This is a genomic window from Propionivibrio sp. (assembly GCF_016790145.1).
Classification (GTDB): Bacteria; Pseudomonadota; Gammaproteobacteria; order Burkholderiales; family Rhodocyclaceae; genus Propionivibrio.
On sequence record NZ_JAEUOI010000048.1, the window covers coordinates 18,460 to 37,102 of the forward strand.

Below are 18,643 nucleotides of genomic sequence, written 5' to 3' on the forward strand. Positions count from 1 at the left end.
GTTGGTTTCTTGCGCACATCGAATCATACCTCCTCACCCTTCACTCCCAACTCCTCACTGCTTAACCGTTTTGGCCGTAGCCTCAACCGCCGCCTTGTTCGCTGCAGCGCGCTGCTGTGCATCGCCAAGCGCCTTGGTGGCTTCCGGCGGCATATAGTTCTCGTCGTGTTTGGCAAGTACTTCACTGGCGACGAAAACGCCGTCCTCGCCGAGCTTGCCCTGGGCGACCGCGCCTTTGCCTTCCTTGAACAGGTCGGGCAGGATTCCCTTGTAGGCGACGATCATGTCCCGCTCGGTGTCGGTCATGACAAAACGCAGGGTGACACCGTCGGCTTCGCGCTTGATCGTACCTTCCTTGACCAGGCCGCCGATGCGGAACGACTTGCCCTTGGGCGCCTCGCCCGCCGCCACTTGCGTCGGCGAGAAAAAGAATACCAGATTGCTCTGGAAGGCGTTGAGTACCAGCGCGACGACAAGGCCGAGAACGGCCAGCCCGCCGATGATCAGCGCGATACGCTTGTGACGTGTTTTCAATGCTTACCTTTGGGATTGTGTTGAACGTTCAGTCTTCTCGGCACGAAACTGACGCTTCAGGCGCGCGACAAGACTCTTCTGACCGCGAACCAGCAGAACCGGTTCCAGCACCATCAGGAGTGCCATGACGCCGACCGAACCCCAGACGTAGATGCCGTGGGTGCCCATGGCCAGAAATTCGGAAAAGCTGTTCCAGTACATAGGGTCAGTGATGTGTAAGGAGTGAGGAGTCGGGAGAATAAGTGGCAGGCGGTGTAGGGCTTACGCTGGGTTCAGGAGGCTGGCGACTTGCTGCGTTCATCATTTTATTGCTCCTTGGCCTTCGCTCCCAACTCCTCGCGCACCCACTCCGTGTGCCGCTCGCGCTCGAGCATGATGGTGCGTACCCGCATCAGCGCGACAGCGATGGCGTACATCCAGCAGGCCAGGGCACAGAGCAGCATGCCGATGAGCATGGTCATGGCCATCGAGGGCGATTTGGTCAGGCTGACCGACGAACCCTGGTGCAGCGTGTTCCACCACTTCACAGAGAAATAGATGATCGGAATGTTGACCACGCCGACCAGCGCCAGGATGGCACCGGCCTTGTCGGCGCGGCGCGGATCGTCAATCGCCGACTGCAGGGCGATGAAACCGACGTAGAGAAAAAGCAGGATCAGTTCGGAGGTCAGGCGGGCGTCCCACACCCACCAGGTACCCCACATCGGTTTGCCCCACAAGGCGCCGGTCCACAGTGACAGAAAGGCGAACAGCGCTCCCGTCGGCGCCAGCGCCGTGGCCATCATGCCCGACAGACGGAAGTTGAAGGCCAGCCCCAGCCCGGCCCAGAAGGCCATCACCAGGTAGATGAACATCGACATCCACGACGCCGGCACGTGCAGGAAGATGATGCGGTAGCCCTCGCCCTGCTGCGCATCGGTCGGCGCCACGAGAAAACCCACATACAAGCCGGCAATGCCGAACACGGCGGACAGCGCCCAGAACCACGGAATCATCCTCCCGGCGAGTGGGTAGAAGGCTTGCGGGCTGGCGAATCTGAACCAGTTGATCAATCGTTTATCCATTTAGAAAAAAGTTGAAACCTCTTCTAACGAAGGGGCCGCATAGAAAATCGGCATTTATTCCTTGGCTGAGTGGCGATCCTCTCGGAAAACTCTGCGCACTCTGCGTCTCTGCGTTGAAAGTGCTTACGTTTTTACGCCACTTACTCCAAAGCAATGCGCAAAGCCGCTGCCGTTGGCCACGGTGCGAAAAACACGCCAGCCAGCGTCAGTGCGCCGAGCAGCGACAGATGGGCTTGTGCGCCCAGGCCGGTCACCGTCGCATCGACCGCACCGGCGCCGAAAACCAGAACCGGAATATACAGGGGAAGAACCAGCAGCGACAGTAGCACGCCGCCGCCACGCACTCCCAGCGTCAGCGCCGCACCGATGGCACCAATAGCGGACAGCGCCGGAGTACCGATGAGCAGCGAACAGGTCAGCACCCACAGGGCGTCGGTAGACAGGTCGAACTGGAGGCCCAGTACCGGCGTCAGCAGCGCCAGCGGCAGGCCCGAAACCAGCCAGTGCGCCAACACCTTGCCAAGTACGATCAGACCCAGTGGCTGCGGTGCCAGCGCCAGTTGCTCCAGGGTGCCATCGCGATGGTCGTCGGCGAACAGGCGCGGCAGCGAGAGCATGGTGGCGAGCAGCGCCGCAACCCACAGCACGCCCGGCGCCAGTTTGCGCAGCAGTTCCGGCTCCGGGCCGACGCCGAGCGGAAACAGGCTGACGACGATGATGAAAAAGAACAGCGCCGAAACGATGTCGGCCCGTCGCCGCATGGCCAGACGCAGATCGCGGCTGATGATGGCACTAACGAGTTTCAGCATCTTCTTGGCCCACTCGTCGTACAGGTGCCGGTTCGTCGGCCATAGACTTCCAACGCAAGGGCGCAAAGAGAAAGGAAGCGACAAGGAAGGCCAGGCAAAGTCAAGTCATCGGCTTTCTTTACGTTAGCTTTGCCTCTTTGCGCCTTTGTGGTGGATTTTTCAGTCATGCTCGTCCACCCGGCGCCAGAACCAGCTCGCAAATCTTGCCGGCGGCGACCGCGACTGCCTGATGCGTGGTCAGCACCGCCAGCCCGCCGCGTTGCAAATGGGCTCCGATCAATCCGGCGACTCGTTCGATCGCCGACGAATCAAGCGCCACGTAAGGTTCGTCCAGTACCCACAGTGCCCGTCGCTCATTGACCAGCCGCGCCAGGGCGACACGGCGCTTCTGCCCCTGCGACAGGTAACGGCAGGCCAGATCCTCGCGCCCGGCCAGACCGACCTGCTCCAGCGCGTCGAGCGCGGCACCTTCGTCAAGCGCTTCGTCGGCCAACCTGGCCGAGGCCAGCAGGTTTTCCAGCGGCGTCAGTTCTTCCTTGATGGCGTTTAGGTGTCCGAGATAACACAGCTCGCGGCGATAATCCTCGCCGAGCTTGCCGATCAATTCACCGCGCCAGCGAATTTCACCCTCCTCAGCGGGCGACAGCGAACAGAGCATGCGCAGCAGGCTGGTTTTGCCTGAACCATTGGCCCCCTGCAAATAAAGCATCTCGCCGGCGTCCAGCCGGAATCCGACCCCGGCAAAAAGGCGTCGTTCGCCGCGAATACATTCAAGGTTGGAAACTTCAAGCATGCAGGGGATTCGAGGGAGGGGAAGACCGCAGTGTGCAGCATCCAGTTTAACTTTGGATTGATGCAAATCACACTGTCTGGAGCTATTTTAAGCGGTAGCAAATCCGAAGGCTATCCGAAAGCACAGCCTCGTATAAGGCCTGCATTCTCGATTCTCGATCCAGGCCCTCAAGGTTTTCGCCAAGAGCTTATGCAACGCCCCATTTCTTGTGGATACAAAGATCATAAGTTCAAACTTTACTGGGCAGGTTCATTGTCGCGGAAATTCAATACGCACTCGCAATCCGTTCGATTCACTTTGTGACAGATGAATAACGGCACCATGGAGTTCCGTAATTTCCTTGACGATTGGAAGTCCTAATCCACAACCATTGCTTGACGAACCCGGAATGCGATAGAAGCGTTCAAACACTTGCGCCCAATATTCTTCCGGTATGCCTGGCCCACTGTCCTCAACCTCAAGGAAAGCCATCTCGATTGTTTCACCGCAACGAACAGTAACCGTCCCACCGCAAGGGGTGTAGCGAATTGCATTGTCGATGAGATTGGCAAGAGCTTCCTGAAGTAACCAGGGAAGTCCAATAACTCTAGCTGGCGAAATATTGAATCCAAGATCGACATTTTTTGCCAATGCGGCATCAAGATAAGCGGTTGCAGACATTTCAACGATTTGATCGAGAGAAACCTGCTCCAGTCTATCGGTTATTGTTTCGGAAGCTTCCGCACGGGCATATGTCAATAGCTGACCAAGAAGGCGTCGAAGGCGCTCGGTTCCTTCCTCAATTTTTTGTAGACGCCCTTCATTTTGAGAAAAAACCCCCTCGCTTACTGCCAGATCGAGTTGAGTCTGCAAGCCTGCCAGTGGCGTGCGCAATTGGTGAGCGGCATCCGCGATAAATCGTTGTTGTGCCTCCGATGCTTCGCGTAGCAATGCGAAAAGTTCATTCAGTCTGAGCAGCATAGGCTGTATTTCACGAGGAGTCTGCTCCAGATCAATTGCGCCCAGATCATTGGGGGAACGAGAAGCGATCTCATTTTCGACCACTTCGAGGGGAAGCAAACCCTGACGCACACCAAATAATACGGCTAACAGTGAAGCAATAATCACGGCCAGATTGGGAAGTAGCATGGCCGTCAAAATTCTATGCCTTGAAAGCTTACGCTTCTCAGTCGTTTCCATGACCGTAATGAAGATTTCGGAGGCTGGCAGGATGACCCGATGCAAAGCAATGCGTACCCGTTCCCCCCGATGTGTACCATCAAGAAACATTATTCCATTACCTTTTGGCATTGAGAGGACTGGAATGTCATCGTCACCCGCCAATATTTTGCCGGAACTGTCGCGTATGGAAAAGTAGAGTTTGTCTGGAGCGTTGGTTCGTAGCATAACCTCGCTCTCTTCGCTCAAATCCAGTACCGAAGAGGGCTGACGGCTTCGTATATGTGATTCAAGGTCGAAAACGGTATCGGATAACCCCTGATCGTGAGCGGAGTCGGAGGTTTTCCTTGCCAGACGATAATCCAGGAGCGAACTGATACATAGAATAAAAATCAAGGGAATCGATAGCGCCAATATCAGGCGTCGGCGCAGGCCTGGTGGTTCGTTTCTGCTGATGACGCGATCAGTTATCTGGCGCATCGACACGGTAGCCAATTCCGCGGATCGTACGGATGGTGACATTCCCATGAGATAGTTTGGTGCGCAGGCGGGAAACGTGCACTTCTATTGCATTCTGTGTGATGTCTTTATCCCATCCGGCGAGGCTTTGTACCAGTTTGTCTTTGCTGACCACGGCGGGCGAGGCCATGAGTAATAGTTCTAGAATCGCCCATTCGCGATTGGTCAGATCAAGAGGTATGGCATCAAGGGTTGCAGCACGACTTCGCGTGTCGAGACATAGTCCGTTATGGCGCAAGCAGGCATCGGCAATGGAGTTGGAGCGCCTGATCAGGGCCCGAATCCGGGCAGCGATTTCGGGGAGGCGATAGGGCTTTGTTAGGTAATCATCAGCTCCTGCATCAAGGCCGTTGACCGTGTCTTCCATGCTGTCCCGGGCAGTCAGAACCAATACCGGGAAATTTTTGCTTTGGGCTCTGAGTTGTTTTATAAAGTGTAGGCCATCTGCTTTTGGCAACCCGATGTCGACCAGAGCCAGGTCGAAATCTTCAAATTGAATGAAGCGCTCGGCTTCCTCTGCACTGCCAGCAACATCGACGGTATAACCCAGTTGCGTCAGACCCTGCTTCAGCCCATCGGCGACCAACAACTCATCTTCTACGACCAGGATCCGCATTTATAAGTTTTTCCAGCATTGTTGTCGAGAGAACTGCCGAGAGAATCAGTTTGATCTACTCCTGTGCTTTTACCATGACATCACTCGGCTCGGCACCGCCCTGGGGTTCTTTGTGAGCAATTCCAAAGTGGCAATCAATACAGGTCTTACTCCCATTGCCTAATTTGAGGTGCTGTTTCTGAGCAGTCTTACCCTGCTTCTCAGGGTCCATCGAATTGACATCATGGCAGTTCCGGCATTCTTTGGAATCTGTTTCTTTCATTCGCAACCAGACGCGCTTTGCCAGTTCCAGGCGGTGCTCCTCGAACTTTTCCTTGGTGTCAATCGTGCCGGCGAAATGCTGGAAGACATCGTTTGCGGCCTTTACCTTGCGTATCGTTGTGTCCATGAAACCATGGGGTACGTGACAATCAGAGCACGTCGTTTTCACACCGGTGCGGTTCCTGGCATGGATAGTAGTCTTGTATTCCTCGTAATTGTTGTCTTTCATTTCATGGCATGAGGTGCAGAATTCAAGCGTATTCGTCTGGTCTACAGCAGTTTTTCCTCCTGCAAAAACCAAGCCTCCAAGCAGTATAAGCGCCAGCGATTCGATAGCAAAAATAGTGGCCCATTTCTTCCGATTTGAAAGCCATTCACGAATTGAACTCATCTTGCATTCCCTTGAGATAGGCGCCAGATGATTACTTTCTAAAGCTTAAGGAAGCCTGACGAAACCCGAGTTACGTTAACGATTTTTAGCGTCAGGAAATCGCAAGCTTGATGGGCGGAAAATCAGGCTGTTTCTATTTCGGAAAGAATGTCATGTCAGTTTTTACTGCTAATTTTCCAAAACCCTGTGGACGCTATTGGTTGCAGTTTTTCAGGAATATTGCTTGCGCAGTCTCTTTGTTCGGAATTTCAGCATCCGTGGCGCTCGCCGTTCCGAGTTATGCACGACAGACTGGCGCTGACTGTGCGTCATGTCATATCGGCGGGTTCGGGCCACAGTTGACACCTTACGGGATGAAATTCAAGCTCGGCGGTTATACGGACACAGACGGCAAGGACGGAAAGATACCTTTGTCCGCAATGCTTGTCGCGAACTGGACACAGACCGCAAAAAACGTCGCCGAGGCTGACAAGGTTCCTCGTTACGACACGAATAACAATGCTGCGGTTCAGGAAGCGTCGCTTTTCCTGGCTGGCCGCATGACTGAAAACATTGGGACTTTCATACAGGCTACCTATTCCGGCGTCGAGCGATTGTCGTCCCTCGATCAAGTCGACATACGTTATGCGCGCACTATGGAACTCTTTGGTCAGGAATCAACATTTGGCTTGTCACTCAATAACAACCCAACGTTGACCGATCCCTTCAATACGCTCGGCCAATGGCGATTTCCATACACATCATCCGACTTCAATGCCGGCTATGGTCCGTCACCGCTGGTTGAAAGTCTCGGCGGAAGCGTGATCGGGGTAAATGCGTATACGTTCCTAAATAACGGAATTTATGCCGAACTTGGTCTTTATGACACGCTTTCTGCATCTACGCTCAACAAGATCAACGCTGAAGACATCGGGCAATTCAAGGGCTTGGGAACGTACTGGCGAGTTGCCTACTTTAAGGACATGAAGCGAGACAATTTTCAGGTCGGCCTCTTCGGGTTTAATGCCAGGGTACAGCCAGACCGTAACGATCTCGGAACTGCAAATAACTACTTCGATCTTGGCGTCGATGGCACATACCAGTTCCTGGGTAATCGCGAACATATCTTCACGCTGAACGCAAGTTACGCGAAGGAGTGGCAGAAGCTCAACTATACCTACGGCAACCTCGCTGAAGCCGACAATCTGAAGAACAACATCAATCAGTTCCGCCTGGCAGGTTCTTACTATTACAACCAGACCTGGGGAGCCACGGCCGGGATATTCGATACGCGTGGAAGTACTGATCGGACGCTTTATAGCAACTCCTTGAGTGGACGACCCACAACAACAGGCTATCTCCTTCAGGCTGACTGGACACCTTGGGGCAAAGAAAATTCCTGGGGCGCGCCGTACGCGAACGTTCGTCTGGGTGCTCAATACACTGGATACTCTCGATTCATGGGAGGTTCCTCGTATCTTGACGGAGATGGAAACCAGCGTCGTGCCAATGACAACAACACCACAATGCTTTTCCTCTGGATGTCACTCTAGGGGAATCGATAACCACGATTTGGCCATTGATTCAAATTTGGGAATACGGAGATTGCCTGGCATGATTGATTCCCGCTTGAGCTCAAATGGCTGTTGATCAGATTCTCAATTGAATATAGGAAAATGCTGACCATGAAGAATTATTCGATATTGCTTGCTGCCTTGCTGCTCTACCCGGCTATTTCACAGCAATCTTTTGCAGCCGGTGATGCCAAGAAAGGAGCCAACGTATTTGCCGAGGAATGTGGCGACTGCCACAGCGTTACTCCTGGAAAGAACAAGAAAGGACCGGGTTTGTTCGGCGTCATTGGACGCAATGCAGCGTCTGTTCCGGATTTCTCCGGTTATTCAGACGGAATCAAGCAAAGCGGCATAACGTGGTCGATGGACAAGTTAGATGCCTACATTACCCAGCCTAGAAAAATAGTACCTGGAGGTAAAATGAAATATGATGGGCTGGACGACGCTGGCGCTCGTTCAGATGTTATAGCCTACCTGTCTTCACTGAAATAGCGAAACCTCATATAAAAAATGCAAAGGTGCCAGTTTCAATTTACGCGCTTGCAAACACCGTCCTGGCGCCTTCGTGGTGGGTAGCCTTTACAGATAAAACTACCCGTGCCTCTCGGTTCAATTATTGAGGGTTAGCATTCCGCAACCCCGTAGTATTTTTTACTCGCCGTTTTCCCGACATCTGCTGGGCATCAATGCTGGTGCAGTTCACTCATGCCCTTGTGTAGCGCGCGGTGTTTCCTGCAAAGTTTAGGGCAAGGCATACGTAGGCCAAGTGCACAGCACACGGCCATTCTGGATGAAGCCAGCAGGTTTTCCAGCAGCATCAGCTCTTCCTGTTAATGATGTTACTTCAGCTTGAATCCATAGATGCGCCATTCCAACTACTCGACCCGCTCGAAACTGACTTGCCCGTACATTTCCGGGTAATTGGCTGCGATCCATTGGCCGGCTTCCGATTCGGCACGCTCCCAGGTGGCAGCGCGCAGTGCGACGGCTAGCACGCGTTCATCCTGTTGCGGCCATTCAAGCATGTAGCTGCGAAAACCGCCACGTTCCTGCAGGCGAATCCTTCGTGTCCAGCGCGGTGGTTCTCGACGCAATCTGGCCGTGTCAGAGTCGAGATGCAGCCTGAAAAGCGGCCCCTTGCCGCGATGTTGAACGATGTACTCACGGTTCCTGGCGACTTCTTCAACGAGTTGCCAGTCGGGGCAGGCTTCGATGATTGCCGCGATGGCCTGGTCTTGGCCGTCGCGAACAATTTCCGCCTCGACGACATGCGTCTCTTCCTGACTCTCGACCAGGTCATGCCAGGGCAAGCCCTGCCGTGTCGGCGGCGGGAAGGGGAGTGGCCGCTTGCCTTCCCGGATACGGGCAAAGAGCGCCGATTTGAGAACGTCTTCCAACTCGACCAGTGGAAAGGCCGTGCGCGGTTGCGCGGGGAAACTGCCAGCGCCCATGTAGCCGACGTTCCACAGCGTTTCCAGCCACTCGGCAGCATCAAGGGCCACTTGGGCGAGTTGCGCTGCAAACTCCTTGCTGCTTTTTCCTGTCCCTGCGGAATCGGACAGACCTGAAAGTAATTCGGCCTCGTGCATGCGCGCACGCAGGCACTCCTGAAACAGGCAATCCACCCAACCTGCGTCAGCCGGCGGAAGCTGTTCAATGCGCTCGGCAAAGTTCATCAACTCGTCGGCGTCCAGTGGTGTTTGATCATTCATATCAGGAGTTCATGGCGGGTGATTGTCGCAAGCAGTCTAACGCTTGGCGCCTGCTTCGGATAGCGGCCATTCTCGGCGGCGGGGGTGATAATCCGCTAAAATCCATATCCTTGTGCGGGGTAGTTAAAATATATGGGGTCGGGCGTGATCGGCAAAACGGTATTGGTAACCGGGGCGGCAAAACGGGTAGGTCGATCTATCGCGCTCGAGTTGCATGCAGCGGGTGCCAACATCATGGCGCACTATCGTAGCGCGACAACAGGCGCCGAAGCGCTGGTAACTGAATTGAATACGGTGCGGCCGGGTTCTGCGCTCTGCCTGCGGGCCAATCTGCTGGATAACGAGGCTTTGGCCATTCTGGTGGCAAGAACGGTAGCGCATTTTGGTCGGCTTGATGCGCTGGTCAACAATGCGTCGAGTTTTTTTGCCACACCGCTCGGCGAAATCGATCTTGCAGCCTGGGATGATCTGATCGGCAGCAATCTCAAGGCGCCCCTCTTTCTGACGCAGGCGGCGGCGCCTCACCTGCGGGCAGCGCATGGCGCCGTAGTCAATATCACCGACATCCATGCCGAACGGCCGTTGGCTGGATACCCGCTGTACTGTGCTGCCAAGGCCGGGCTGCTGGGGCTGACGCGTGCACTGGCGATCGAACTGGCGCCGGAAGTCCGTGTAAACGCAGTCGCTCCGGGACCGATCCTGTGGCCTGACGACAGCGTATTTGACAGCGCAATGCAGGACGGAATCGTAGCCCATACGCTATTGAAGCGCGCCGGTAGCCCGCGGGATATTGCGCGCGCTGTCCGCTTCCTGCTGGATGAAGCGTCTTACATCACCGGGCAGGTGATCAACGTCGATGGGGGTCGTACCGCCCATCTGTAGCTGTTTATGCATTAATTCAGTTTTCGGATGCATCCGTAGAGGGCTGGTGGAAAATTCAGTGGAAAATTCAAAGAATCTTCAGCGTTTGAAAAAGCGCCTTGAAAGTGATGTCGGCAAGGCGATTGCCGATTACAAGATGATCGAGCACGGCGACACTGTTCTCGTCTGCGTGTCCGGCGGCAAGGATTCCTACGCCATGCTGACGACGCTGATGGCACTGCGCCAGCGTGCGCCGGTTGATTTTCGCCTGATTGCAATGAACCTGGATCAGAAACAGCCAGGTTTCCCCGCCGATGTGCTTCCGGCTTATCTGACCGGTCTCGGTATCGAGTACCGCATCGTCGAGCAGGATACGTATTCGATCGTCAAGGCGAAGATTCCCGAGGGCAAGACGACGTGCTCGCTCTGTTCGCGTCTGCGCCGTGGCGTCATCTATCGTACCGCCAAGGAGCTGGGCGCCAACAAGATCGCGCTCGGACATCATCGCGACGATATCGTACATACCTTGTTTCTCAACCTCCTGTTTGGGGGAAAACTCAAGGCTATGCCACCCAAGCTGGTGACCGACGACGGTGAGCACGTCGTTATCCGACCGCTGGCCTACTGCAGTGAAAACGACATCGCCCGCTTTGCGCGCGGCATGGCCTATCCCATCATCCCGTGCAATTTGTGTGGTTCGCAGAACAACCTGCAGCGACAGAAAATCCGCGAGATGATGGCTGACTGGGATCGCCGTTATCCGGGGCGTACCGAGTCGGTGTTCTCCGCGCTTCAAAACATTGTGCCTTCGCATCTGGCCGACAATACGCTGTTCGACTTCAAGGGTCTCCATGTCGGTACCGATCTTTCGGCAATGGACGGTGGTGACCGGGTCTTCGACACTCAACAATTTGGCTCAGCGGTTTCGCTGCCTGAGGTGATTCCCCAGCCAGGGATCAGTCTGCAAAGCGCAAATGACGGGCTTTTGCTATGATCCATAAACACGGGCTGTGCTGCACTTTGGATGGAATGGCCGGTGTAACGGACTGCGCGGTACGAGTTTTCACAGGCTGTGTAAGATGCTGCAAGCGAGTTTTCTGGTACCGGGATAATCATGAATGATGCAAACTGCCCCTTGTCAGTTCTGTTTGCCGACGTGTCGGGAAGTGTGCGGCTGCATGAGCGACTCGTCGATGCCGAAGCGCTGCGCGCCGTTGATCGTTGCCTCAAGCGCATGGAGCGCGCAGTCGAGGTTTTTGGCGGGCGCATCGTCAAGACCGTTGGCGATGAGCTGATGGCGGTGTTTGACAAGGCGGATGAAGCACTCCAAGCCGCCATCGAGATGCAGCAGCGTGTGGCTGACCTGCCACCGGTTTCGGGAGTCAAGCTGGCTATTCGTGTCGGCTTTTCACATGGTCCGGTAAACGTAAAAGCAGGCAGTTACGCAGGCGAAACCGTCAACGCGGCAGCACAGCTTTCCGGGTTGGCCAAGCCAGGGCAGGTATTGACCAGCCTTCAGGCACAGTCCACACTCTCTCCCCTGTTGAAAAAGTCGACGCATGACCTTGGCTCAGTCGAAGCCAGGGGAAAATCTCCAGGGATGAACATCTTCGAAACGGTTGATCCAATTACGTCAACGCCGGTGGCGAAAATCGCAGAGGTTGCGGATGAGCGTAATGGCTATAGCCAGCGTGGTTTATTTCTTAGGCTGCGCTATGGCGCCAAGGTCGTCACGCTGAATGACAAAAAGCGTATCATTCGAATGGGGCGTGGCATGGAGAGTGACATTGTCATTCATGATCCTCGCGCGTCACGCAATCATGCAAGGCTAGAAAGCCAAGGCGACAGGGTCGTGCTCATTGACAACAGCACAAATGGCACATTTGTCACCATGAATGGCAAGCCGGAGTTGTTTTTGCTGAACGAGGAGTTTGCTATTCACGGCAAGGGCCTGATCTGCTTTGCCGATTCGGCTAGCAATCCGGATGCCGATAGCGCTGAATTCGAGCTGCTCTGATCGACCCGTGAATAAAACGGCGGTGTTTTGACACCGCCGTTTTTATTTTCACTTTAGCGCGCTTTATTTCTTGTCCGCCTTGAGGCATTCGCTCATGAATTGCTTGCGTTCGTCACCTTTGAGCGCCTTGGTGCCCGCCTCGGCGTTGCACGCTTTCATTTTGTCCTGTTGCGTGGCAGGCGCCGGCTTTGAACCGAGGCACTCACTCATGAACTTCTTGCGTTCGTCACCTTTGAGTTCCTTTTTTCCTGCTTCGGCGTTGCAGGATTTCATTTTTTCCTGCTGCGCCTGTTGTGCGGGAGAAGGTGCTTTCTTCTCCGGATCGGCAGCAAATGCACTGCCCATAGTGAAGGCGAAGGCAACGAGAGCAATTATGGTTTTCATCTGTAACTCCTTGACAGGGTTTATGAACGTCCGATGATTATAAGCGTGATCTAGATGTCTTCGTCAAGGACGGCCTGTTGCTGGCGATTGATGAATTCGCTCATGCTGTCGATGCCGCGCAGTTGCAGGATGCAGTTGCGTACGGCGACCTCGAGCAGAACAGCAAGGTTGCGCCCCGGCGCCACGTGAAAAACCACCTTGCGTACGTGGATGCCAAGAATTTCCTGCGACTGGGCATCGAGCGGCAGACGCGGCGAATCTTCGTCGGCAGAGTGCTTCTGCAGTTGCACAATCAGCTTGAGTTTCATTTTTCGCCGCGCCGCCGTCTCGCCGAAGATCGTGCGAATATTGAGCAGGCCGAGACCTCGCACTTCCAGGTAGTCGCGCAACATGCCGGGGCAGCGACCCTCGATGGTCGTCGGCGCGATGCGTGCCAGTTCGACGACATCGTCGGCAACCAGCCCGTGCCCGCGCGATACCAGTTCGAGTGCCAATTCACTTTTACCGACGCCGGAATCGCCGGTGATCAGTACGCCCATGCCGAACACGTCCATGAACACACCGTGCTCCGATACCGTATCCGCGAAGCGGCGCCCGAGGTAGAGATGCAGCAGATCAATGACCACCGAACAGGCTTTCGGAGTAATAAAAAGCGGTGTTTTGCTCGTCTCACAGATTTCGCGCACTCTGGGGGGAATTTCCAGGCCATCGGCAATGATCAGTGCGGGGGGTCCGGCGGCCATCAGGTCGCCAATTTGACGTTGCCAGCGATCCGCGCCGACACGTTCGGCCCACTGCTGTTCGGCCTTGCCGATGACCTGCACCCGCTGGCTGTAGATCAGGTTGAAGTGCCCGACAACGTCAGGGCCGTAAATCGCCTGGTCCTTGAGTTCGATTTGCCGTTCAACGCCCACCGCAGCAACCCAGGTAAGCTTGAGTTTCTCCAGATTTTCTTCGTAGAGCTGGATAATGCTCAGGACACGTTTGGCAAGCATGAGGATCGGGCGCTCAGTTGGCGAATATCTGGCGGATCGTGTCAACACTGTCGGCGGTGCACAATGCTTCGCGGCAGGTGCGATCGGAGAATCGCTCGGCAAGTTCAGAAAGGATTTGCAGGTGTTGCTCCGTTGCCTGTTCGGGAACAAGCAATATGAAAAGGAGGGATACCGGCTTTCCATCCGGAGAGTCGAATGCTACAGGCGCAGCCAGACGCAGGAACGCGCCGCTGGCTTCCTTCAGCCCTTTGATGCGGCCATGGGGAATCGCTATGCCTTGCCCGAGGCCAGTCGAACCAAGCTTTTCGCGAGCGAAAAGGCTGTCGAATACTGCGCTGCGGGCGATGCCCTGATTGTTTTCGAAAAGCAGGCCCACCTTCTCGAAGACGCGCTTCTTGCTGCTCGCGTCAAGATCAAGGACGATATTTTCGGGGGCTAATAACTGATTGATCTGGCTCATTCAGGGATACTAAAAATAACGGCTGGCAGTAATTAGGAGCAAGAGAAACGGAAGGATCAGGTTCGCGGGAGGGTTCGACAAAAAATGGTCAAACCCGCCGCAAAGAGCAAGTCAGTCCTGGACAATATGAGCGATCTTTTGCCCACGGTGATGATTCTGCACTTTTTGTTTGTGCTTCTGGACCTGGCGGTCAAGCTTGTCGACCAGAACATCAACCGCCGCGTAGAGATCCTCGTCAATGGCTTCAACGAAAACGTCCTTGCCGGAGAGGTGAACAGTAACTTCGGCTTTCTGCTTGAGCTTGTCTACCGATAAAATCACGTTCACATCGATGACGTTATCGAAATGACGCGTAACACGCTCAAGCTTCCCGGTAACGTAATCGTGAATTGCCGGGGTTATTTCAAGATGGTGCCCACTGATTTTCAGGTTCATTATGTGGCTCCTTTTCAAGGTAATGATAGTCGCGTCAGCGACCGTCGAATCTCCCCTCGCCCATTCCTGGAAGAGGGCTCGGGGGTAAGAGTAATGGGCATTGCTTTCATCTTCTGCGCTTGAGTCCTGTCAGATCGTCTTGCGTAGTTTAACCGGAGGTATGCTGAGCGCTTCTCGGTATTTTGCAATTGTTCGCCGAGCAACGACAATTCCCTGCTGACCCAGTATTTCGGACAACTGACTATCCGAAAGGGGTTTCTTCTGGTCTTCAGAACTAATCAACTGCTTGATCAGCGCGCGGATGGCCGTTGCCGAACAGGCACCACCGGCTTCGGTGGCGACGTGACTGCCAAAAAAATACTTCAATTCAAATATCCCGCGTGGCGTTGCCATGTATTTTTGCGTGGTCACCCTGGAGATGGTCGATTCATGCAGGTCCAGGAGATCGGCAATTTCACGCAGCACCAGTGGTCGCATGGCGACCTCGCCATGATCGAAAAACTGGCGCTGGCGATCGACAATAGATTGTGCCACTCTCAGGATGGTGTCAAAGCGTTGCTGAACGTTTTTTATCAGCCAGCGCGCTTCCTGCAACTGACCGGCCAGTCCTGAACCACGCTGTCGGGTGAGAATCTGGGCGTAAAGACTGTTGATACGCAGGCGAGGAAAAGCGTCGGAATTGATGTTGACCGTCCACTGGCCGCGTAACTTGCGCACTACGACGTCGGGGGTAATGTAGCGCGCATCCAGTGCAGCAAATTTTGCACCGGGCCGTGGGTTGAGGCTGCGAATGAGATACTGGGCCTCGCGCAACTGCTCGTCGTCGCACTCGCTGAGTTTCTTGAGCTTAACGAAATCGCGAGCGGCAAGCAGGTCAAGGTAATGGCGAACGATCTTCAGAGCCAGAATCTGCGTATCATCTGCGGGCAGTGCTTCCAGTTGCAGGGTCAGGCACTCCTGCGCATTGCGTGCGCCAACGCCGGTCGGATCGAAGCATTGCAGATGATTCAGGGCGATCTGCAATTCCTCAGGCTCGATTTCAAGTTCGGGCGGCAAGGTTTCTGCAAGATCTTCGAGAGATTGGGTCAGGTAACCGTCATCGTCGAGCGCGTCGATCAGGCATTGCACCAGTGTCTGGTCACGTCCGGGAATGCTCATGAGCCCGAGTTGCCATGACAGGTGTTCGCGCAGGGAGGTGGTAGCGGCCTGCACGTCCTGGTAATCGTTGTCGTCATCGTCAAACGATCCGGGCGAGCTGGAGTAACTGCTTTCCTCGCCCAGCCAGCTCTCGTCATCGGCTGACGAGGTTGGCGGCGTGGGCTGGTCAGGCTCGAAGTTTTCAGCTTCAGTTGATTGGGATTCGCTGATGCCCGTTAGCTGAGGCGCGTATTCCTCTTCTTCACGTTCGAGGAGTGGGTTTTCCTGCAGGTATTTTTCCAGTTCCTGCTCAAGCTCAAGCGTCGACAGTTGCAACAGTCGTATCGATTGCTGCAACTGGGGCGTCAGTGCGAGGTGTTGCGATAGCTTGAGTTGGAGGGATGGTTTCATTTACGGAGCCTGATTGGCCGCCGGATTGGGGGTGACGCTGTCCGATGTGTTCTGGATTCTGGAGGAGCAAGCGGCAGGTTCAGAGGCGGAAATTCTCGCCCAGATAAACCTTCCGGACGTTTTCATTATAAATGATTTCATCGGGACGACCAGAAGCAAGAACGCTGCCTTCGTTGAGGATGTAGGCGTGGTCACAGATTCGCAATGTTTCGCGGACGTTATGGTCGGTGATCAGGACGCCGATGTTGCGCTCCTTCAGGAAGTGGATGATCTTCTGGATATCCAGCACGGCAATGGGATCAATGCCGGCAAACGGCTCATCAAGCAGGATGAAGCGTGGTTCGGTCGACAGCGCACGGGCAATTTCCACCCGGCGACGCTCGCCGCCGGAAAGCGATGCCGCCGAGCTGTTGCGAATATGGCTGATATGCAGCTCATCAAGCAGCCGCTCGGCGCGCAGTTCAATCTCGTCAGGCTCAAGCTTTTGCAGTTCCAGCACAGCCTTGATGTTTTCAACGACGCTCAGTTTGCGAAAAACCGAGGCTTCCTGCGGCAGGTAGGAGACCCCCAGTTTTGCCCGCTGGTGGATGGGCATATGCGTAATTTTTCTGTTATCGATAAAGACCTCGCCTCCATCGCAGGCGACCAGACCGACCACCATGTAGAAGCAGGTCGTCTTCCCCGCACCGTTCGGACCGAGCAGGCCGACCACTTCGCCGCTACCGACCTCGACCGACACGTCCTCTACCACGGTGCGCTTCTTGTAGCGCTTTTTCAGGTTGTGCGTGGAGAGTGTACTCTTCGTGTTCATGCTGACACTGGTTTCGGACATCATTCAATCGTCTTCAAAGTCGCCGCGAATTATGCGGCGGATGGTTTCACCGGAAAATCCCCGGCTCATCAAAAAACGCGTCTGTCGAGCGCGCTCAGTGGCACCAAGCCCACCGGATTGATCGCCATACTTACGCTGCCAGACCTGACGCGCGCGCGTCAGTTCATCATCGCTGGCGGCCAATGCGGAAGCCACCAGTTCTTCAGAAACACCCTGAGCTCGTAGTTCGTAAGCCAGGCGAGCGTTGCCAAATCTCGCACCGCGAGCATTCAATCGCATTTCAACGTAGCGCTCGTCAGAAAGCAGATGACGCGCATTCAGATCATCGAGCAGAGCCTCAAGGGTTGCGCTCGATTCGGCGTGCGGGATAAGCTTCCGCGCCAGTTCGGCCCGCGCGTATTCGCGACGCGCCAGCAGCCTCAGTGCACGCGCGCGCAACGTGCCGCTCATGGCGACTTACTCGTTGACGCTGATCGGCTTCGGCGAGGGAACATTGACGGCGGTACGTATCCTGGCCTCAATCTCCTCGGCGATTTGCGGGTTGGCCTTGAGGTATTCGCGGGCGTTGTCCTTGCCCTGGCCGATTTTTTCGCCATTGTAGGCGTACCAGGAGCCCGACTTCTCGACCAGTTTGTGAATGACTCCCAGTTCGACGATTTCGCCCTCGCGCGATGTCCCTTCACCGTAAAGAATGTCGAAAATGGCTTCACGGAAAGGCGGTGCGACCTTGTTCTTGACCACCTTGACGCGGGTTTCGTTGCCAACCACCTCATCGCCTTTCTTGATACCGCCGATACGGCGGATATCAAGGCGAACCGAAGCGTAGAACTTGAGCGCGTTACCGCCGGTAGTGGTTTCCGGGCTGCCGAACATGACGCCGATCTTCATGCGGATCTGGTTGATGAAAATAACCAGCGTGTTCGTCCGGTTAATATTCGCTGTCAGCTTGCGTAGCGCCTGACTCATCAGGCGGGCTTGCAGTCCGGGTAGCGAATCACCCATCTCGCCTTCGATTTCGGCTTTCGGTACGAGCGCGGCGACCGAGTCGATGACAATGACGTCCACGCTTGCCGAACGCACCAGCATATCGGTGATTTCAAGTGCCTGTTCACCGGTATCCGGTTGTGAAATCAGGAGATCGTCAAGATTCACTCCGAGTTTGTGGGCGTAAGTGGGGTCAAGGGCATGTTCGGCGTCGATGAAAGCGGCAGTACCGCCGAGTTGCTGCATTTCGGCGATGACCTGCAGCGCCAGTGTCGTTTTGCCAGACGATTCCGGACCGTAGATTTCAACGACGCGTCCGCGCGGCAGGCCGCCGATGCCCAGCGCAATATCCAACCCAAGCGAACCGGTGGAAACGACCTGGATGTCATTGGCGACGCTCCCGTCGCCCATTTTCATGATCGATCCCTTGCCGAACTGCTTTTCGATCTGAGCCAGCGCTGCAGCCAGTGCTTTTGACTTGTTGTCGTCCATTGCGTGTCCTTTATTCTGATTGAAAAGATTATCTCATGTTCAACGGCGCCGATCCTGTGAGTTACACCAAGGTCGATTACTGTTATTATATATGGGGTATCCACTTAGCTCCAGTTATCGCGAGTACTGGATAAATAAGCAGTATTGAATGATATGCCAGTGAGGCAAACAGTCAAGCCTTTTTCACCACATCCCGGTACGTCACCGGTGCGGTCACGACCGCTT

The 18,643-nt window shown here is 55.0% G+C and carries 22 protein-coding genes; 5 read left to right on the forward strand and 17 right to left on the reverse strand.

Features of this window, described 5'->3' with window-relative positions; genetic code table 11:
* Positions 1 to 54: 54 nt before the first annotated feature.
* The 8 genes from ccmE to JNM42_RS04745 form a co-directional block, all read right to left on the reverse strand.
* Positions 55 to 534 (reverse strand): cytochrome c maturation protein CcmE, encoded by a 480-nt coding sequence (gene ccmE / locus JNM42_RS04710; protein ID WP_294266953.1) that lies wholly within the window; start codon positions 532 to 534, stop codon positions 55 to 57.
* A gap of 3 nt (positions 535 to 537) precedes the next feature.
* Positions 538 to 735: a heme exporter protein CcmD gene (gene ccmD, locus JNM42_RS04715; RefSeq protein ID WP_294266955.1), complete on the reverse strand. Its 198-nt coding sequence runs from the start codon at positions 733 to 735 to the stop codon at positions 538 to 540.
* Between the two features lie 104 nt (positions 736 to 839).
* Positions 840 to 1,598 carry a heme ABC transporter permease gene (locus JNM42_RS04720; RefSeq protein ID WP_294266958.1) on the reverse strand — a complete coding sequence of 253 codons (759 nt, stop codon included), beginning with the start codon at positions 1,596 to 1,598 and terminating at the stop codon, positions 840 to 842.
* Between the two features lie 140 nt (positions 1,599 to 1,738).
* Complete coding sequence (gene ccmB, locus JNM42_RS04725) at positions 1,739 to 2,407, reverse strand: heme exporter protein CcmB (RefSeq protein WP_294266961.1); 669 nt, start codon at positions 2,405 to 2,407, stop codon at positions 1,739 to 1,741.
* Positions 2,408 to 2,570: 163 nt separating this feature from the next.
* The gene (gene ccmA / locus JNM42_RS04730; RefSeq protein WP_294266963.1) at positions 2,571 to 3,200 is read right to left on the reverse strand and encodes a cytochrome c biogenesis heme-transporting ATPase CcmA; all 630 of its coding nucleotides are present in this window, start codon (positions 3,198 to 3,200) and stop codon (positions 2,571 to 2,573) included.
* Between the two features lie 249 nt (positions 3,201 to 3,449).
* Complete coding sequence (locus JNM42_RS04735) at positions 3,450 to 4,838, reverse strand: sensor histidine kinase N-terminal domain-containing protein (protein WP_294266966.1); 1,389 nt, start codon at positions 4,836 to 4,838, stop codon at positions 3,450 to 3,452.
* Entirely contained in the window at positions 4,822 to 5,493 is a 672-nt protein-coding gene (locus JNM42_RS04740) for a response regulator (RefSeq protein WP_294266970.1), read from the reverse strand. Before JNM42_RS04740 ends, JNM42_RS04735 begins: the two co-directional genes overlap by 17 nt.
* Positions 5,494 to 5,548: 55 nt before the next feature.
* Positions 5,549 to 6,145, reverse strand: coding sequence for a NapC/NirT family cytochrome c (locus JNM42_RS04745; protein ID WP_294266972.1), 597 nt, complete (start codon positions 6,143 to 6,145; stop codon positions 5,549 to 5,551).
* Between the two features lie 110 nt (positions 6,146 to 6,255).
* Here JNM42_RS04745 and JNM42_RS04750 point away from each other — a divergent pair, with 110 nt between their 5' ends.
* Both JNM42_RS04750 and JNM42_RS04755 read left to right on the forward strand, forming a co-directional pair.
* Positions 6,256 to 7,677 carry a cytochrome C gene (locus tag JNM42_RS04750; RefSeq protein ID WP_294267013.1) on the forward strand — a complete coding sequence of 474 codons (1,422 nt, stop codon included), beginning with the start codon at positions 6,256 to 6,258 and terminating at the stop codon, positions 7,675 to 7,677.
* Between the two features lie 123 nt (positions 7,678 to 7,800).
* The gene (locus JNM42_RS04755; protein ID WP_294266975.1) at positions 7,801 to 8,190 is read left to right on the forward strand and encodes a c-type cytochrome; all 390 of its coding nucleotides are present in this window, start codon (positions 7,801 to 7,803) and stop codon (positions 8,188 to 8,190) included.
* Between the two features lie 383 nt (positions 8,191 to 8,573).
* Here the strand turns inward: JNM42_RS04755 and JNM42_RS04760 are convergent, their stop codons facing one another.
* Positions 8,574 to 9,410, reverse strand: a complete 837-nt coding sequence (locus JNM42_RS04760) for a hypothetical protein (RefSeq protein WP_294266978.1) — start codon at positions 9,408 to 9,410, stop codon at positions 8,574 to 8,576.
* A gap of 132 nt (positions 9,411 to 9,542) precedes the next feature.
* Between JNM42_RS04760 and JNM42_RS04765 the strand changes: the two genes are divergently transcribed.
* From JNM42_RS04765 to JNM42_RS04775, 3 genes are all read left to right on the forward strand, one after another.
* Positions 9,543 to 10,292, forward strand: a complete 750-nt coding sequence (locus JNM42_RS04765; RefSeq protein ID WP_294266981.1) for a pteridine reductase — start codon at positions 9,543 to 9,545, stop codon at positions 10,290 to 10,292.
* Positions 10,293 to 10,350: 58 nt separating this feature from the next.
* Complete coding sequence (ttcA, locus tag JNM42_RS04770; RefSeq protein WP_294266984.1) at positions 10,351 to 11,265, forward strand: tRNA 2-thiocytidine(32) synthetase TtcA; 915 nt, start codon at positions 10,351 to 10,353, stop codon at positions 11,263 to 11,265.
* Between the two features lie 120 nt (positions 11,266 to 11,385).
* Positions 11,386 to 12,288, forward strand: coding sequence for an adenylate/guanylate cyclase domain-containing protein (locus tag JNM42_RS04775; protein WP_294266987.1), 903 nt, complete (start codon positions 11,386 to 11,388; stop codon positions 12,286 to 12,288).
* A gap of 63 nt (positions 12,289 to 12,351) precedes the next feature.
* Here JNM42_RS04775 and JNM42_RS04780 read toward each other — a convergent pair whose 3' ends face one another.
* The 8 genes from JNM42_RS04780 to recA form a co-directional block, all read right to left on the reverse strand.
* Positions 12,352 to 12,672 (reverse strand): PsiF family protein, encoded by a 321-nt coding sequence (locus tag JNM42_RS04780; protein ID WP_294266989.1) that lies wholly within the window; start codon positions 12,670 to 12,672, stop codon positions 12,352 to 12,354.
* Between the two features lie 50 nt (positions 12,673 to 12,722).
* Positions 12,723 to 13,667 carry an HPr(Ser) kinase/phosphatase gene (gene hprK / locus JNM42_RS04785; RefSeq protein ID WP_294266992.1) on the reverse strand — a complete coding sequence of 315 codons (945 nt, stop codon included), beginning with the start codon at positions 13,665 to 13,667 and terminating at the stop codon, positions 12,723 to 12,725.
* 13 nt (positions 13,668 to 13,680) lie between these two features.
* Entirely contained in the window at positions 13,681 to 14,127 is a 447-nt protein-coding gene (ptsN, locus tag JNM42_RS04790; RefSeq protein WP_294266995.1) for a PTS IIA-like nitrogen regulatory protein PtsN, read from the reverse strand.
* Positions 14,128 to 14,238: 111 nt separating this feature from the next.
* A complete protein-coding gene (raiA, locus tag JNM42_RS04795) occupies positions 14,239 to 14,562 on the reverse strand; it encodes a ribosome-associated translation inhibitor RaiA (RefSeq protein WP_294266997.1) in 324 nt (107 codons plus the stop codon).
* Between the two features lie 129 nt (positions 14,563 to 14,691).
* Entirely contained in the window at positions 14,692 to 16,110 is a 1,419-nt protein-coding gene (locus JNM42_RS04800; RefSeq protein WP_294267001.1) for an RNA polymerase factor sigma-54, read from the reverse strand.
* Between the two features lie 79 nt (positions 16,111 to 16,189).
* Entirely contained in the window at positions 16,190 to 16,942 is a 753-nt protein-coding gene (gene lptB, locus JNM42_RS04805; protein ID WP_366504406.1) for an LPS export ABC transporter ATP-binding protein, read from the reverse strand.
* Between the two features lie 3 nt (positions 16,943 to 16,945).
* Entirely contained in the window at positions 16,946 to 17,392 is a 447-nt protein-coding gene (gene recX / locus JNM42_RS04810; protein ID WP_294267006.1) for a recombination regulator RecX, read from the reverse strand.
* Between the two features lie 6 nt (positions 17,393 to 17,398).
* Complete coding sequence (recA, locus tag JNM42_RS04815; protein WP_294267009.1) at positions 17,399 to 18,418, reverse strand: recombinase RecA; 1,020 nt, start codon at positions 18,416 to 18,418, stop codon at positions 17,399 to 17,401.
* Positions 18,419 to 18,643 lie beyond the last annotated feature (225 nt).